The sequence below is a fragment of the Limnohabitans sp. JirII-31 genome, from assembly GCF_002778315.1.
Lineage (GTDB): Bacteria > Pseudomonadota > Gammaproteobacteria > Burkholderiales > Burkholderiaceae_C > Limnohabitans.
The window spans coordinates 1-13,938 of the sequence record NZ_NESA01000019.1; the positions used below are offsets into that span (position 1 = coordinate 1).

The following is a 13,938-nucleotide window of genomic DNA, read 5'->3' on the forward strand; positions in this document are numbered from 1 at the left end:
ATTCGCCACGATGCTCTTGCAACATGCGAACAGCGCGTTCGCGCACTTCGGGGGAAAAACGATTTGATTTGCTCATAGCTCCATCTTCTCAAAGGTTGGAGCCTCCTCAAAACACGGGGCGATTCACTGTCTTCTCTGTCCAACAACCAGCGCCAATCGGGGGTGTAGGGCAGCAACACCCAAGTCGGCTTGCCCAAAGCACCTGACAGATGCGCCACGCTGGTGTCCACACTGATTACCACGTCCATCAGCTCACACAAGGCCGCCGTGTCTGCAAAGTCTTTGAGTTCATCGCTGAAGTGTTGGATCGGTGATTGCCTGAGTGCGTGTTCGTCCACTTCCCGGATTTCTTTTTGCAGGCACACATACTCAAAACCATCCGGCAAATACGGTAGTAGCTCATTCAGCCTGAGGCTGCGGTTGCGGTCGTTCTTATGTCCTGTGCTACCGCTCCACACCAAGCTAATACGTGGCTTGGTTTTGGGGCCAAGTTTGGCCTGCCACTGCGCGACTTTGGCGTTGTCGCTGCGCAGGTAGGACTCTGGTGAAGGAATGGTGGAGAGCGTTGTTTTGAACGCCAAGGGCAAAGACATCAAAGGACAGTGGTAGTCAAAGGCAGGCAGTGCTTGTCCCTTCGCGACCCACTCGTCAACACCTTCCAAGCTTTGTAGCAACGGCAACAAAGCAGCAGGGGTTTCCATCACCACACGGGCACCCAATGCCTTGACCTGTTTGGCGTATCGGCAAAACTGGATGGTGTCACCCAACCCCTGTTCGCTGCACAGCAAGATGGTTCGACCCCTTAAAGATTCAACACCCAGCCACAAGGGTTGAGAGAAGTTAGGAAGTTTGAAACCTAAACCTCCGTTCCTCCACCGCCACTCATACAACTTCCAGCCGGTTTCAAATTCACCACAAAGCAACAGTGCGAGTGATTTATTCCAATGCGCGTCAGCCAAGTCCGGCTTGAGACTGATGGCTTTCTCATAGCTGGCAAATGCAGGTTCTAACAGTCTCAGTTCTTGCTGAACCAATCTACAGTGGGCAATGGCTTGTGCGTCATTCGGTTGGATGGCAATAGCCTTTTCACAGCTGGCCAATGCAGCTTCCAGCTGACCGAGACTTGTGAGCGCAACACCACGGTTGGCGTGAGCCTGGGCATAGTCGGACTTGAGGTTGATGGCTTGGTCGTAACTGGCCACAGCAGCTTCGAGTTGTTTGAGTTCTGTGAGTGCGTTGCCACGGTTGAAATGAGCCTCTGCATGGCCGGGCTTGATATGGATGGCTGCCTCGAAACTCTTGAGCGCTTCGTCGAGTCTGCCCAGTCTTTGTAGCGCGATGGCGCGATTGGTGTAGGCGTTGGCATGGCGTGGATTCAAACGGATGGCCATGTTGCAATGTGTAATAGCTTGTTCATATTGCGCATCGTCTTTCAACGCATTGCCTAAATTGCTGTGCAAATCGGCGTGGTCCGAATTGATTGCCAAGGCTTTTCTCAAAAACGCAATCGATCTTGTTGGTTCTCGAAGTTGCCGCAAGACAATGCCGCACAGATGCAAGGCATCAAAATAATTTGGATCATCTTTGAGTAAGTCTTCAAGAATTGATTTGGCTTGGACCAATTGGCTATGCTGAAACGCAGTCAGTCCAGCGATGAATTTTTTCGCGTTCTCATGCGTCGGTGTCGATGGAGACACCTTTGTCAACGGTTTGGACTTGGGCATGGGCTTGTGATGCGCAATAAATTGGCGTGGTGGCGCTTGGGTGCTAAGCAGCGTTTGTTCAATTCCCTGCCGCTATTTTCGCCAACAGAACACCCAAGTCGTTCCACACGTCTTGCCGCTCAATCTTGCCGTCGACCACCTCGAAGCGGTCGATGAAGCGGATGCCTTCAAAGCTGTGGCCGTTGTGGAACACGCCGCTCAAGCAGCCGCTGGCGTACACCACCGCACCGTCGCCGCGCCACGACTCGTCGAGGTGTTCAACGGTTTTGGTGATCGATTGGTAGCGCGGGCGTGACCACGCGACCAACTCTTGCAAGGTGTGCATCTGCACCTTGTCGGGAAACGTCATGGCAAAGTTGGCGCTCAGGTGGGTGGCGGCCAAGTCCAAGTTGCGCTCGCCCAGGGCATTCAAAAACGCCATCACCACCTCGCTGGCCACAGGGCGTGCTGCCCCCCCGCCGGTGAACACCTTGCCGTCGCGCTGGTAGGTGCTGACCTCTTGAATGAACACGGTGGTGCCTGCGTCCGCTGCGGCAATCACCGAACGCGCGGTCACAGCTAAGCGTTGCACCAAACGGTGTTGCACCTCGGGTGCGTAACCGGGCAGCAGGGTGACAGAGATGACGGGCATGAAGGCTCCTTGAAAGGCGAGTGCGAAGTGCGAAAAGTGTCGCATGAATGACCTGCTCAAAAGCCCAGAGGGTGCGAGCATGCGCCCAAGGAGTGAGACTGCGATGAATGCATTGAACCGATCCGCCACCGGCGTGTACCTGATCACCGTGACCCCCTTCACCGACAGCGGTGAACTGGACTTGGTCAGCACCGACCGCATGGTGGACTTTTTGTTGGAAACCGGCGTGACGGGCCTGACAGTGTTGGGCATCATGGGCGAGGCGCCCAAGCTCACGGCGCAAGAGTCGCGCACCTTCGTCAAGCAGGTGTTGTCGCGTGTGGCGGGGCGCGTGCCCGTGGTGGTGGGTGCATCGGCTGCCGGTTTTGCGCCCATGCGCGAACTGACCGAAAGCGTGATGGACATGGGTGCTGCGGGCGTCATGGTGGCGCCACCCGGCACGGTCAAAACCAATGAGCAGATCGTGGCGTACTTCGACATGGTCAACGAAACGCTGGGCCCCAAGGTGCCTTGGGTGCTGCAAGACCACCCGGTGGCCACGGGCGTGCAAATGTCGCCCGATGTGATTTTGAAAATCCTCAAGAACTCGCCCCAGTGCGTGATGCTCAAACACGAAGACTGCCCCGGCTTGGCCAAGCTCTCGGCCATTCGGGCGGCGAGCGATCGGGGTGAGCTCGAGCGCGTGTCCATCCTCACGGGCAATGGCGGCGGCTTGTTCTTGCCCGAAGAGCTCACGCGCGGTGCCGATGGCGCGATGACCGGCTTTGCCTATCCCGAGATGATGGTGGATGTGTGTCGTGCGCACGCCAGCGGCGATGTGGAGCGCGCGCACGACCTCTTTGACGCTTACCTGCCGCTGGCGCGCTATGAGCAACAAGCCGGTGTGGGCCTGGCGGTGCGCAAACACATCTTTGCGCAGCGCGGCATCATTGCTTCAGCGGCGGTGCGCAAGCCTGGGCCCAAACTCTCTGCGGCCGATGTGGCCGATATTGCGCGCTTGACTGAGCGGCAACAACGTCGTCTCGCGACGCTCTGATCACTCCGACTTGATGCCCGCCGCCTTGATGATGGCCGCATTGGCGACCATCTCTTCGCGGATCATGGCGTCAAACTGCTCGGGGCTCATGGGCAAAGGCTCGGCGCCCAGGCTGGCCAAACGCTCTTTGACTTCGTTGGACTGCAAGGCTTTGAGCGACAGCTGGTTGAGCCGTTGCACCACATCACGCGGTGTTTTGGCGGGCACCAACATGCCGGTCCAGAACAGATAGTCGGCCTTGGCCACACCTGACTCGGCCAGCGTGGGCACATCGGGCAACTGGGCTGAGCGCTTGGGCGTGCCCACCGCCAAGGCTTGCAATTTGCCGGCCTTGATCATGGGCAGCGCCGACACCAAGGGCGCAAAGAAATAGTCCACGCGCCCGGTCATGGTTTCGGTGATGGCTTCGGGCGAGCCTTTGTAGGGCACGTGCACGGCGTCAATGCCGGTGGCCAACTTGAACTTTTCAGCGCTCATGTAGGTGGCGCTGCCCAAGCCCACCGAGGCGTAGTTGAGTTGGCCAGGTTTGTCTTTGGCAGCGTTGATCACGTCTTGCACGCTCTTGTAGCCCTTGGCGGGCGAGACCACCATCACATTGGGCACGATGGCCAGGGGGGTGATGGCCGAGAAATCTTTCAAGGGGTCGTAGGCCACTTTGTTGATCAAGGGCAGCACCGTGTGCGCACTGGTGTAGACCAGCACCGTGTGGCCATCGGCAGGTGCGCCCAGCAGCGCTTGAATGCCCAGCGTGCCAGCCGCACCGGCTTTGTTTTCCACCACCACCGACACGCCCAACTCAGTTTGCAGCCGCTCGGCCACCGAGCGCGCCACGATGTCAGACGCGCTGCCTGCCGTTGCGCCTGAGATCAGCTTGATGGGGCGGTTGGGATAGGTTTGTGCCTGTGCCCCAAAAGGCACCAGACAGACCGCGCTCAACACCGCCAGTGCGGCGCGTCGCGTGGTCGATGCGTGGGCCCCCAAGGGGCGCTGCAAGGCAGTGGACTTCAACGAGGTCTTGGCTGTGGGCATGGTGGCTCCTGATGTGTGTGTGGATATGTGGGTGTGTGGCGTGTGCGGGGCACTCAAATGCGCGGCATGCCCAGTTGCTCAGCCATCCAGTCGGCGGTGCGGTGGCGGTAGCGGTAGGGGCGGTTGTTGGCGATGTGGTTGCCGTCTTCGACGATCAGCAACTCCACCGGCCCCGAGGCTTCTTGCGCCATCCGCTGTGTGTCTTGCCAGGGAATGATGCGGTCCAACTTGCCAGTGACCAAAAACAGCGGACATTCAATCTGTTGGGCCACGCCGTTTTTCATGGTCAAGTTGCGGCTGTATTCCTTCGCCTCAGCCTGCGTGGCCAAGTGGCTGCGCACGCGAAAGGCTTCACGCGTCAAATCTGGCAAAGCATCCCAGGTGTCGCTGAAGTCATAGGGCCCGGCCAAGCCAATGCAGGCCTTGAGGCGTTTTTCAAACGCTGCGGCACGCGGTGCGTAGTAACCGCCCAGGCTCACGCCCCACAGACCAATGCGGGTGCTGTCCACCTCGGGGCAGGTGAGCACCCAGTCGACCATGGCTTTGACGGGCACCTCGTAGTCACCACGGATCGGGAAGTCGTATTCGGCCTCGCCTTGGCCAGGGCCGTCCACCATCAAGGTGGCGATGCCGCGCGCGAGAAACGGTTGCTCATAGGCTTCGAGTTCTTCTTTGGCAGAGTCCAGGCCCGGCACCATGATCAACACCGGTGGTTTGACGGCGCCCGCAGGCAACCTCAAGAAGCCCGCCAAATGGCCGGTCTCATACGGAATCTCCACGCGCTTAGCGGGTGGACGCATGTGCGGCAGCGCCAACTGCTTGCAGGCCACGGCCTTCATGTGGGCGGCGCGCATTTCGTCAATGTCATGCACCGACACAAACTTGGCAAAGTGGTAGTAGACCGCGGCACGCGACAGGTGTTCGCTGGCGCTGAGTTTGTAGCCATCGGCCAACGCCTCGTGGCCCAGAGCTTCGTGCACTTCGGCGCGTTTGCACCAGGCGCTGGTCCAGTCTTCCCAGCGCTCAATGCCACGGGTGACTTCTTGAAAGTCGGTCAGTAACACGCCGTTCGACACAAACCGGGGGGCCCAATGTGAAATGGCCGATTCAACGCGGGGATCTTTGCTCATGGTGCCTCTGTAAAAAGTAGGTGTGATGAAAGAAAAAACTCAAATGCCCAAGCCCGCCAGCATGGCGCGTGGGTAACGCTCGCCAGCCCGCGACTCGGGGGTGAAGATGGCTTCCAACTCTGCGCTGTCGTCGGCGCTCAAGGTGAAGCCCGCCGCAGCCACGCTTTGTTCCAAGTACGTCACGCGCTGAGTGCCGGTGATGGGCACGATGTCGTCACCTTGCGCCACTGTCCAGGCCATGGCCAGTTGCGCGGTGGTCAGCCCCAAGCGGTCGGCAATGGTTTGCATGCGCGCCACCAGCGTGAGGTTGTGGGCCAGGTTGTCGCCATGAAAGCGCGGGTGAATGCGGCGTCGGTCTTTGGGGTCTAAGTCGTCAAAGCTTTGGATGCCGCCTGTCAACAAACCACGCCCCAAAGGCGAGTACCCCACAAACGCGATATTGAGTTGGCGGCACAGCTCAATCATCTCAATCTCGGTGTCGCGATACCACAGCGAGAACTCGGTTTGCAGCGCGGTCATGGGGTGCACACGGTGGGCGCGCTGGAGGGTATCCACGCCTGCTTCGCAGATCCCTAAGTAGCGCACCTTGCCTTGCTCGACCAAGCGCGACATGGCGCCTACGGTGTCTTCAATCGGTGTGTTGGGGTCCACGCGGTGCAGGTAGTACAGGTCAATGCAGTCGGTACCCAAGCGTTTTAGGCTGGCTTCGCAACACGAGATCACGTATTCGGGGCGGGCGTTGGTGGCTTTGCTGCCGTCGGGCAGGGTGATGTTGCCAAACTTGCTGGCCACCACGGCTTGGTGGCGTTGGGCGCCCAAGGCCTGGCGCAGCCATTCTTCGTGCAGCCCATCCCAGTAGGCGTCAGAGCTGTCGAAGAAATTCATGCCTAGCTCCAGCGCCCGATGGACCAGTTGCTTGAATTCGTTCAGGCCGTGTTCGCTGAAGTCTTGAAAGCCCATGCTGTGGCCTAAGCCCATGGCCGAAACCTCTAGGCTGGATGCACCGAGGCGTTTGCGTTTCATCGCTTGGTCTCCCTTGTTGTGGGCGCAGTGTAGGGAAAATAAAGCATGTCGAATAATAATTGTTGCTTGGGTTACGATAACCAAATCGCATAGTCAACAGTGCTTCTGCCACTGCGCCATGCCTACCCATCCTGATGCCTCATGAACCTGCAACAACTGCGTTACCTGACGGAAATCGTTGAGCAAGACCTCAACCTGACCAAGGCGGCGCAATCGCTGCACACCTCGCAGCCCGGGGTGAGTCGGCAAATTCGTTTGTTAGAAGAAGAGCTGGGCGTAGACCTGTTGGTGCGCCAAGGCAACCGCATTGCTGCGCTCACCGAGCCGGGACGCAGTGCGCTCGAGATTGCGCGTCGCGTCTTGCGTGACATCGACAACCTGCGCAGTGTGGGCGCGGATGCTGCCAACGAAACCCAGGGCAACCTGGTGATCGCCACCACCCACGCGCATGCGCGCTATTTGCTGATTCCGGTGGTGCGACGCTTCCAACTCAAATACCCCGAGGTGCGTTTGAGTTTGCGCCAAGGCAACCCCGACCAAATCGTGCAATGGGTCAGTGCCGGTGAGGCTGACATGGGCGTGTGCACCGCACCGACCATCGCAACGCCGGAGTTGGCGCGCTTGCCTTGGTACCAAATCAGCCGTTGCGTGTTGGTGCCCGAGCGCCACCCTTTGCTACAAAAAAAACGCATCAGCTTGAAGGACTTGTCGCATTACCCCATGATCAACCTCGACAAATCGTTTGCCGGTGGCGTGGCGGTGATGAGTGCGTTCGACGCTCAAAAAATTCAACCCAACGTGGTGCTCAGCGCCACCGATGCCGATGTGATCAAGGCCTTTGTGGCCTCGGGCATGGGCATTGCCACCTTGCCCGAGATTGCCTTTGATGCCAAGCGCGATACGGGGCTCCAAAGTATTCAAGCTCGTCACTTGTTTTCCCCGTCCGCCAGTTATGTGTGGTTGCATCGCCAGCAACACCTGCGCGGCTTCACGTCCGAATTCATCCGTATGCTGTGTGCCGATTGGACAAGGCCTAAGATCGACCTTGCGCTTCGCACCCCTGACTCAAGCTTCACACCATGACCCCTCACGACATTGACCAACGGCTGACCGATTTGGAAATCAAGGCCAGCTTCACCGAAGACCTGGTGGAGCAACTCAACCAAGTGATTTACCAGCAGCAGCAACACATCGATGCTTTGTTACGCGAGGTGTCGCAGTTGCGTCAACAGATGCCAGAGGGCGGGGGCGGGCAGTCGCGCAATTTGCGCGATGAGTTACCGCCGCATTACTGAAGCATGGGCCCCGGGCGACTCAGTCTTGGCGTGTGTACTTGAGTTGCGATAAATCGAAGCCCTGCGTCTTGGCATTGTGTAGAGCGGCCTCCAGCAAATCGGGTGGCAACACCGAAGTGCGCGACAACACCCACAGGTATTTGCGGTTGGGGTTGCCCACCACGGCCCAGCGGTACTCAGGGTCCAGGCCAATCACCCAATAGTCCGCGCGAAACGGCCAGAAGAATGACACCTTGAGCTGGGCATTGCCTGTTCCTTCGACCACCGTGGCTTTGCCTTGGGCTTGGGTGGAACCGTCGGCGGTGTCGCAGCGGTTGGTCACGGCCACACTGCCATCGGTGTTGCGGGCGTATTCGGCGGTGGTGTTGCCAACGCACTTGCGCTGAAAGAACATGGGAAAGCTGGCAATCTCAAACCACTTGCCCACATAGCGTGCCAAGTCCACCTGCGCCACGCTGCTGACAGGGGCCTCGGCGTGGCTGCTCAGGCACCACATGGCGCATGTCAAAACAAGAAGAAAGCGTGATCTAAAGAGCATGGCAATTGTGTAAAGTGCTGTGTTATGAAAAAACATCTTACACACCCCCTCCGTTCCTTGGCCCTGGCGCTTTCGCTGGGCGTCTTGGCGTGTACCAGTGTCTTGGCCCAAACCGCTGCGTTTCCGAACAAGCCGCTCAAAATTTTGGTGCCCAATGCTGCGGGTGGTGCCGCTGACATCACGGCACGTACCGTGGCCCAAAAACTCTCTGAGGCTTTGGGCCAACCGGTGGTGATTGAAAACAAACCCAGTGCGGGCGGCATCGTGGCGGGCGAGCAGGTGGCACGTTCGGAGCCCGATGGTCACACCCTGTTGCTGATCTCCAGCGGCACGGCGGTCAGTGCTTCGTTGTTCAAGAGCTTGCCGTTTGACACCATCAAAGACTTCACACCCGTCTCCAAGCTGGCCTCGTTCGACTTGGTGATTGCCGTGGCTGAAGGCAGCCGCTTCAAAACCTTTGCCGACTTGCTGGCCTATGCCAAAGCCAACCCTGGCAAGCTCAACATTGGCACGCCGCAAATTGGCACCACGCAGCAACTGGCCGCAGAGTTGTTCTTGTCGGCATCGGGTTTGCAGGCGCAGATCGTGCCCTTCAACGGCACGCCGCCTGTGATCACAGCCTTGCGTGGTGGCAACTTGGACGCCATGCTTGAAATCTTGGGCCCAGTGATGCCTCAAATCAAGTCCAACGCCTTGCGTCCTTTGGCGGTGTTGGGGGACAAGCGTTCGCCCAACCTGCCCGATGTGCCGGCGGTGCACGAGTCAGGCGGCAGTTTGGCCAAGTTCCAGGCTGCTTCTTGGAATGGCCTGGCTGTGCCCGCTCGCACACCACGTGAGGTGGTGATGCGTTTGAACCGAGAAATTCAAACCATCCTCCAAATGCCCGATGTCAAAAAGCGTTTGAGCGATGTGAACGTCAACGTCCAAGGCGGTACGCCCGAGCAAGCTGCGGAGCTGTTGGCGTCAGACATTCACCGCTGGCATGACGTGATTGTCAAAGCCAAAATCGACAAGCAATGACATCGCGCATTGCCTTGATCCACGCCACGGCCTTGGCGATGGAGCCGATTCAACACGCCTTTCAACGCCTGTGGCCCCAAGCCCAATGCATGAACGTACTCGACGACAGCCTGTCGCGTGACTTGGCCCAGACGGGTAGCCTCACACCCGCCATGGTGCAGCGTTTTGTAGACCTGGCGCATTACGTGCAGGGCACCGGTTGCACCGGCGTGCTGTTCACCTGTTCGGCCTTTGGCCCTGCCATTGAGGCGGCGGCTCAGGCCACCGGACTGCCCACCTTGAAACCCAACGAAGCCATGTTTGAGCAAGCGCTGCAAACGCCTGCGGCCCATGGCCGTTTGTCGCTGGGTCTGGTGGCTACCTTTGAAGCCTCGCTGGCTTCGATGGGGCAAGAGCTCCATGCCATGGCCCAAGCGCGTGGTCAGGCGATTGATTTGCACACCGTGTTTGTGCCCGAAGCCATGGCCGATTTGGCTGCGGGCCAAGCCGAGTTACACCACCAAAAAATTGCCAAGTCCTTGGCCCAGTTGCCGCGTTGTGACGTGGTGATGTTGGCCCAGTTCTCCATGGCAGCCGCCCAACCGTTGGCGCAGCGTCACAGCGCTGTGCCCGTGTTGTCCAGTCCCGATTGCGCCGTCTTGGCGCTGCAACTTGCGATGCACCATGTCTGATATTCGAGTCTCCGTTGCGCAGCTGTCGCGCTACATCACCACCGCCATGCAAGCCCTGGGGCTGCCCGATGCCGATGCCGCCACGGTGGGCCGCTTGATGGCGCAAGCCGATCTGCAAGGGTCTGACGGTCATGGCGTGATTCGCCTGCCGCAGTACAGCCGCCGCATCTTGGCCGGTGGCGTCAATGTCAAACCCAACATCCGCGTGGTGCAAGAGCGCGCCGCCATGGCCTTGATCGATGGCGACAACGGCATGGGTCACTTGGTGATGCAACAAGCCACCGAACTGGCGATTCAAAAAGCCCGCACTTGCGGCATTGCCTGGGTGGGCAGCCGCTTCAGCAACCACGCGGGCCCCGCCTCGTTGTACGCGCGCATGCCGCTGGCGCATGACATGTTGGGTTTGTACTTTGCAGTCGGCAATGCCAACCACTTGCCACCTTGGGGTGGCTTGGACATGTTGTTGTCGACCAACCCAATTGCCGTGGCCATCCCCACCGCCGAAGAAGCACCCATCGTGCTGGACATGGCCACCACCGTGGCGGCTTATGGCAAGGTCAAAGCCAAAGCGCAGCGCGGCGAGATGATGCCCGAGGGCTGGATGATTGACCGTCAAGGCCAACCGCTGCTCGACCCCAAGCGCAGCGAAGAAGGTTTCTTGATGCCCATTGGAGGCTACAAAGGCTATGGCCTGTCCTTGGTGGTGGGCCTCTTGGCCGGCACCTTGAATGGCGCGGCCATGGGCCGCTCGGTGATTGACTTCAACCACGACGACCACAGCGTGACCAACACCGGCCAAGCCATCGCGGTGATCGACCCGGCAGCCTTTGGCGATGTGGGTGAATTCAAAACCCGTGTGGACCAACTGGTGCGCGAGTTGCGCGGCAGCGAACGCATGCCCGGCGTGGAGCGCATTTGGTTGCCTGGTGAACAAAGTGAAGCCAAACGCACCGCCTATGAACGCGACGGCATTCCCATTGCCCCGGCGCTGTTGACGCAGCTCAACACCGTGTCGGCGCAACTCAACGTGCCAGCCTTGCTGGACACAGCCGCTTAAAAAAAGTTACAAAAAATATCTCAGGAGACAGCCATGCAACGACGTGTGTTCCTTCAACAAGGCTTGGCCCAAGCCAGTGCGGTCAGTGCCATGGGGCTGAGTGCGGGGGCCAGTTGGGCGCAAGCGGGTTACCCGAACAAGCCCATTCGCATGGTGGTTCCGTTGGCGGCAGGCAGCGCGGTCGACAACGCGGCGCGCATCGTGATGCAAAAAGCCTCGGTCGGTTTAGCCACCGGGATCGCCATTGAAAACCAAGCGGGTGCCTCGGGCGTGATTGGCACCGACCGCGTGGCCAAGTCGGCCCCCGATGGGTACACCCTGGGGGGCTTCAACGACAGCATCATGACCATGCTGCCCAACTTGAATGCCAAGTTGCCTTGGGACATCGTGCGTGACTTTGAGCCCGTGTCGTTGGTGGCCACGGTCGAGTGGGGCCTGGTGGTGCCGGCTGACTCAGCTTGGCACACCGTGGCCGATGTGATCGCAGCGGCGCGTAAAACGCCGGGCAAGATCAACTACGGTTCGGGCGGCAATGGCAGCCCACAGCACATGGCCATGGCCTTGTTTGCGTCGCAAGCCGGTTTGCAACTCACCCACGTGCCTTACAAGGGCGCGACACAAGCCGCCGTGGGTTTGGCCGGGCGCGAGGTGGACGCAGAGTTTCAAGGCATTGCCACCGTCAATGCTTTGGTGAAGGCGGGCAAGCTGCGTTTGTTGGCGGTGAGCACGCCCAAGCGCTTGTCGCAGTTTCCCGAGGTGCCCACGGTGGCGGAGTCTGGCTTGCCGGGCTTTGAGTTCAACTCGTGGTTTGCCATCATGGCGCCCGCAGGAACGCCCAAAGCCATTGTGCAAAAGGTGCAGGCAGAGGTGGTCAAAGCCTTGGGTGACGCTGGTGTGCGCGAGCAACTCATGGCGCAAGGCTTAACGCCGCGAGGCAGCAGCCCCGAAGAGTTGGCCACTGCCCTGCGCGCGCAATTGGCGCGCTATGAAGCCTTGATTCGGCAGGCGGGCATCACGGCGGATTGACAGCCAACCCCTGAAAATCAAAACGGCAGATTGAGGGATGTCCAGATTCGTGTTCTGACCAACGAGCCGTCCAAGTCTTTGCCGGTTTCGATGTTGGCACTTGGGTTGTTGCCGATTCGTCGGGCCCAAATGACTTTCAAAGCAGCGCCATTGGCCAATTGCCATGCGGCGGAAAACCCGGCCCCTTTGAGAGCGTACTGATTGAGCGCCGTCACATCTTGCAGGTTCTTGGCTGGGTACATGACCACATGGCCGATGTCGTAAAACCCAGCCAACATGAGCCGAGCGTCGGCTTGCCAGCGCAACTCGATATTGCCCATCACGCCCTTGCCGCCACCCGCTTCGCTGCTGGGGTAGGCACGCACGCCAGAACTTCCGCCAAGGTAGAACTTCTCCGACGAGTCGAGGTTTTTGCCTGCCCGTGACACTTGGCCGGACAGCGAGCCGTACAAAGACCATTCAGAAGTCAAGAACTGTTGTCGACTCAGCGCGTAACGAATCTTTCGATAAGCGCCAGCTGTTTGAGTGGTCACCGCAATCTCAGGTGCATTGGGCGACTGATCCAAATTCAAGAAACCATTGACGAAGGTCAAGCTGCCGGTGTTGGCGCCGCCACCGGCCCAGTCGTCAAAGCTGTTGCCGTACACCCCCAAGGACTTGGGGCGGTTTGAGTAATTGCTTTTAATTTGCCCCTCGCTGTAGTTTTGAAACCGCTTCTCATCGATGGCAAAACTGACATAAATGTTTTGTGTGCGAGAGCGCAGCAATGGGTAGCTGACTTCAACGCCTGTGGTGTCTGCTGTTCCGGTGGGCGCCACCGTCTCTTGAAACTGCAACACGCTGTAGGAGAGATGGGATGCATTGGCACCGACCCTCAACCCATCGTTGCCCACAGGCACTGACCAGCCCATGCGTGTGTAGCGACTCGCTTTGGTTTCGATGAAGTTGGTATTGATCACATCACCATCATTGATCACGCTGTTGAAATTCAAATTCAACAGCAACCGGTTGACGCCTGTCCCTCTTGAGCCGGTGTTGTCCGTGGTTGCATTGCCTTCAAAACGGGGCTTGGGCATGGCCTGGAGCACCAAGTCGGTTTCTGCCTGCGCTTGACCTTCTTTCAGGTTGCCATTGACGTAGACACCGGAAATATCATCGGCAATCAACAACGCCCGATCGACGGCCTTGGCGCTCAAATACTCGCCGCTGGCTTGATGGGCTTGAATGAGTGCTCTCAGACCCTCTGGGGTGGCGGGTTTGGGAACCTCGCCTTCAATCAGTACTTTTCCCAGTCGTGCCTGCACGACTTGGATGATGATCACCCCATCCTTGATATCTTGTTCCGGCAAGTAAACCTGAACTGTCCATCCTGCCTCACGAAACAACGCAGCCAGCTCGGCGATCAGGCTTTCAATGTCGCTGAAAGACAGTTCTCTGCCTTGGTAGCGCTCAAGCAGAGCACCGAGGGTGGCGTCATCCAGCAAGGTGTTGCCTTCGACCTGAAAGCGTTTGACAAAAATTTTCAAACCTGCGCTGGGTGTCGTGGCGATGGGCTTGGGCAACAGCGGTGCCATTTGCCGCGGCAACTTCAAGCTTTGATTGCGTTCGATTTGTTGTTGCAGCGAACCTGCATCGACATCGGCGGCATGCACGGCGCCAGATGAGAGTAGCGACAGAACCAGCCAGCTTGCCAGTGAAAGTGGATGCAGCGTACGACGAAGACAATCGTTGTGGGAAACGGTCATGGGTGTGAAGGAG

The 13,938-nt window shown here is 58.8% G+C and carries 13 protein-coding genes and 1 pseudogene; 7 read left to right on the plus strand and 7 right to left on the minus strand.

Translation table 11 applies throughout. The features are described 5' to 3' along the window. Positions 1-1,106: 1,106 nt before the first annotated feature. Positions 1,107-1,724, minus strand: a pseudogene (locus tag B9Z41_RS17250) (tetratricopeptide repeat protein); the annotation flags it as partial. Between the two features lie 58 nt (positions 1,725-1,782). Continuing rightward, positions 1,783-2,355, minus strand: coding sequence for a tautomerase (locus B9Z41_RS16310; protein ID WP_143474222.1), 573 nt, complete (start codon positions 2,353-2,355; stop codon positions 1,783-1,785). A gap of 103 nt (positions 2,356-2,458) precedes the next feature. On the opposite strand from B9Z41_RS16310, the gene B9Z41_RS16315 reads away from it, so the two are divergent. Continuing rightward, complete coding sequence (locus tag B9Z41_RS16315; RefSeq protein ID WP_100148166.1) at positions 2,459-3,391, plus strand: dihydrodipicolinate synthase family protein; 933 nt, start codon at positions 2,459-2,461, stop codon at positions 3,389-3,391. Here the strand turns inward: B9Z41_RS16315 and B9Z41_RS16320 are convergent, their stop codons facing one another. The 3 genes from B9Z41_RS16320 to B9Z41_RS16330 are packed head-to-tail and all read right to left on the minus strand — an operon-like array spanning position 3,392 to position 6,573. Then, on the minus strand, positions 3,392-4,420 hold the full coding sequence (locus tag B9Z41_RS16320; RefSeq protein ID WP_100148146.1) for a tripartite tricarboxylate transporter substrate binding protein: 1,029 nt from the start codon (positions 4,418-4,420) through the stop codon (positions 3,392-3,394). A 53-nt stretch (positions 4,421-4,473) separates the two neighbouring features. Further along, entirely contained in the window at positions 4,474-5,550 is a 1,077-nt protein-coding gene (locus B9Z41_RS16325) for a S9 family peptidase (protein ID WP_100148147.1), read from the minus strand. A gap of 39 nt (positions 5,551-5,589) precedes the next feature. After that, positions 5,590-6,573 (minus strand): aldo/keto reductase, encoded by a 984-nt coding sequence (locus B9Z41_RS16330; protein WP_100148148.1) that lies wholly within the window; start codon positions 6,571-6,573, stop codon positions 5,590-5,592. A 141-nt stretch (positions 6,574-6,714) separates the two neighbouring features. On the opposite strand from B9Z41_RS16330, the gene B9Z41_RS16335 reads away from it, so the two are divergent. Together B9Z41_RS16335 and B9Z41_RS16340 are read left to right on the plus strand one after the other, a co-directional pair. Then, a complete protein-coding gene (locus B9Z41_RS16335; RefSeq protein ID WP_100148149.1) occupies positions 6,715-7,656 on the plus strand; it encodes a LysR substrate-binding domain-containing protein in 942 nt (313 codons plus the stop codon). Further along, complete coding sequence (locus tag B9Z41_RS16340; RefSeq protein ID WP_100148150.1) at positions 7,653-7,868, plus strand: SlyX family protein; 216 nt, start codon at positions 7,653-7,655, stop codon at positions 7,866-7,868. The genes B9Z41_RS16335 and B9Z41_RS16340 overlap by 4 nt, the downstream gene beginning before the upstream one ends. A gap of 19 nt (positions 7,869-7,887) precedes the next feature. Here the strand turns inward: B9Z41_RS16340 and B9Z41_RS16345 are convergent, their stop codons facing one another. After that, complete coding sequence (locus B9Z41_RS16345; protein ID WP_233202754.1) at positions 7,888-8,364, minus strand: lipocalin family protein; 477 nt, start codon at positions 8,362-8,364, stop codon at positions 7,888-7,890. 66 nt (positions 8,365-8,430) lie between these two features. Here B9Z41_RS16345 and B9Z41_RS16350 point away from each other — a divergent pair, with 66 nt between their 5' ends. The 4 genes from B9Z41_RS16350 to B9Z41_RS16365 are packed head-to-tail and all read left to right on the plus strand — an operon-like array spanning position 8,431 to position 12,180. Then, positions 8,431-9,426 (plus strand): tripartite tricarboxylate transporter substrate binding protein, encoded by a 996-nt coding sequence (locus B9Z41_RS16350; protein WP_100148152.1) that lies wholly within the window; start codon positions 8,431-8,433, stop codon positions 9,424-9,426. Continuing rightward, positions 9,423-10,097: an aspartate/glutamate racemase family protein gene (locus tag B9Z41_RS16355; RefSeq protein ID WP_100148153.1), complete on the plus strand. Its 675-nt coding sequence runs from the start codon at positions 9,423-9,425 to the stop codon at positions 10,095-10,097. Before B9Z41_RS16350 ends, B9Z41_RS16355 begins: the two co-directional genes overlap by 4 nt. Next, positions 10,090-11,154 carry an Ldh family oxidoreductase gene (locus tag B9Z41_RS16360; protein WP_100148154.1) on the plus strand — a complete coding sequence of 355 codons (1,065 nt, stop codon included), beginning with the start codon at positions 10,090-10,092 and terminating at the stop codon, positions 11,152-11,154. Before B9Z41_RS16355 ends, B9Z41_RS16360 begins: the two co-directional genes overlap by 8 nt. Before the next feature lie 33 nt (positions 11,155-11,187). Further along, positions 11,188-12,180, plus strand: a complete 993-nt coding sequence (locus B9Z41_RS16365) for a tripartite tricarboxylate transporter substrate binding protein (protein ID WP_233202756.1) — start codon at positions 11,188-11,190, stop codon at positions 12,178-12,180. Positions 12,181-12,197: 17 nt separating this feature from the next. Here B9Z41_RS16365 and B9Z41_RS16370 read toward each other — a convergent pair whose 3' ends face one another. Then, on the minus strand, positions 12,198-13,925 hold the full coding sequence (locus B9Z41_RS16370; protein ID WP_100148155.1) for a ShlB/FhaC/HecB family hemolysin secretion/activation protein: 1,728 nt from the start codon (positions 13,923-13,925) through the stop codon (positions 12,198-12,200). Positions 13,926-13,938: the final 13 nt, after the last annotated feature.

Bases quoted from the DNA above. Each gene is read 5' to 3' on its own strand.
- B9Z41_RS16340 (WP_100148150.1), top strand. From the start codon at position 7,653: ATGACCCCTCACGACATTGACCAACGGCTGACCGATTTGGAAATCAAG.
- B9Z41_RS16365 (WP_233202756.1), top strand. From the start codon at position 11,188: ATGCAACGACGTGTGTTCCTTCAACAAGGCTTGGCCCAAGCCAGTGCG.
- B9Z41_RS16345 (WP_233202754.1), bottom strand. From the start codon at position 8,364: ATGTGGTGCCTGAGCAGCCACGCCGAGGCCCCTGTCAGCAGCGTGGCG.
- B9Z41_RS16315 (WP_100148166.1), top strand. From the start codon at position 2,459: ATGAATGCATTGAACCGATCCGCCACCGGCGTGTACCTGATCACCGTG.
- B9Z41_RS16350 (WP_100148152.1), top strand. From the start codon at position 8,431: ATGAAAAAACATCTTACACACCCCCTCCGTTCCTTGGCCCTGGCGCTT.
- B9Z41_RS16320 (WP_100148146.1), bottom strand. From the start codon at position 4,420: ATGCCCACAGCCAAGACCTCGTTGAAGTCCACTGCCTTGCAGCGCCCC.
- B9Z41_RS16370 (WP_100148155.1), bottom strand. From the start codon at position 13,925: ATGACCGTTTCCCACAACGATTGTCTTCGTCGTACGCTGCATCCACTT.
- B9Z41_RS16355 (WP_100148153.1), top strand. From the start codon at position 9,423: ATGACATCGCGCATTGCCTTGATCCACGCCACGGCCTTGGCGATGGAG.
- B9Z41_RS16360 (WP_100148154.1), top strand. From the start codon at position 10,090: ATGTCTGATATTCGAGTCTCCGTTGCGCAGCTGTCGCGCTACATCACC.
- B9Z41_RS16335 (WP_100148149.1), top strand. From the start codon at position 6,715: ATGAACCTGCAACAACTGCGTTACCTGACGGAAATCGTTGAGCAAGAC.
- B9Z41_RS16330 (WP_100148148.1), bottom strand. From the start codon at position 6,573: ATGAAACGCAAACGCCTCGGTGCATCCAGCCTAGAGGTTTCGGCCATG.
- B9Z41_RS16310 (WP_143474222.1), bottom strand. From the start codon at position 2,355: ATGCCCGTCATCTCTGTCACCCTGCTGCCCGGTTACGCACCCGAGGTG.
- B9Z41_RS16325 (WP_100148147.1), bottom strand. From the start codon at position 5,550: ATGAGCAAAGATCCCCGCGTTGAATCGGCCATTTCACATTGGGCCCCC.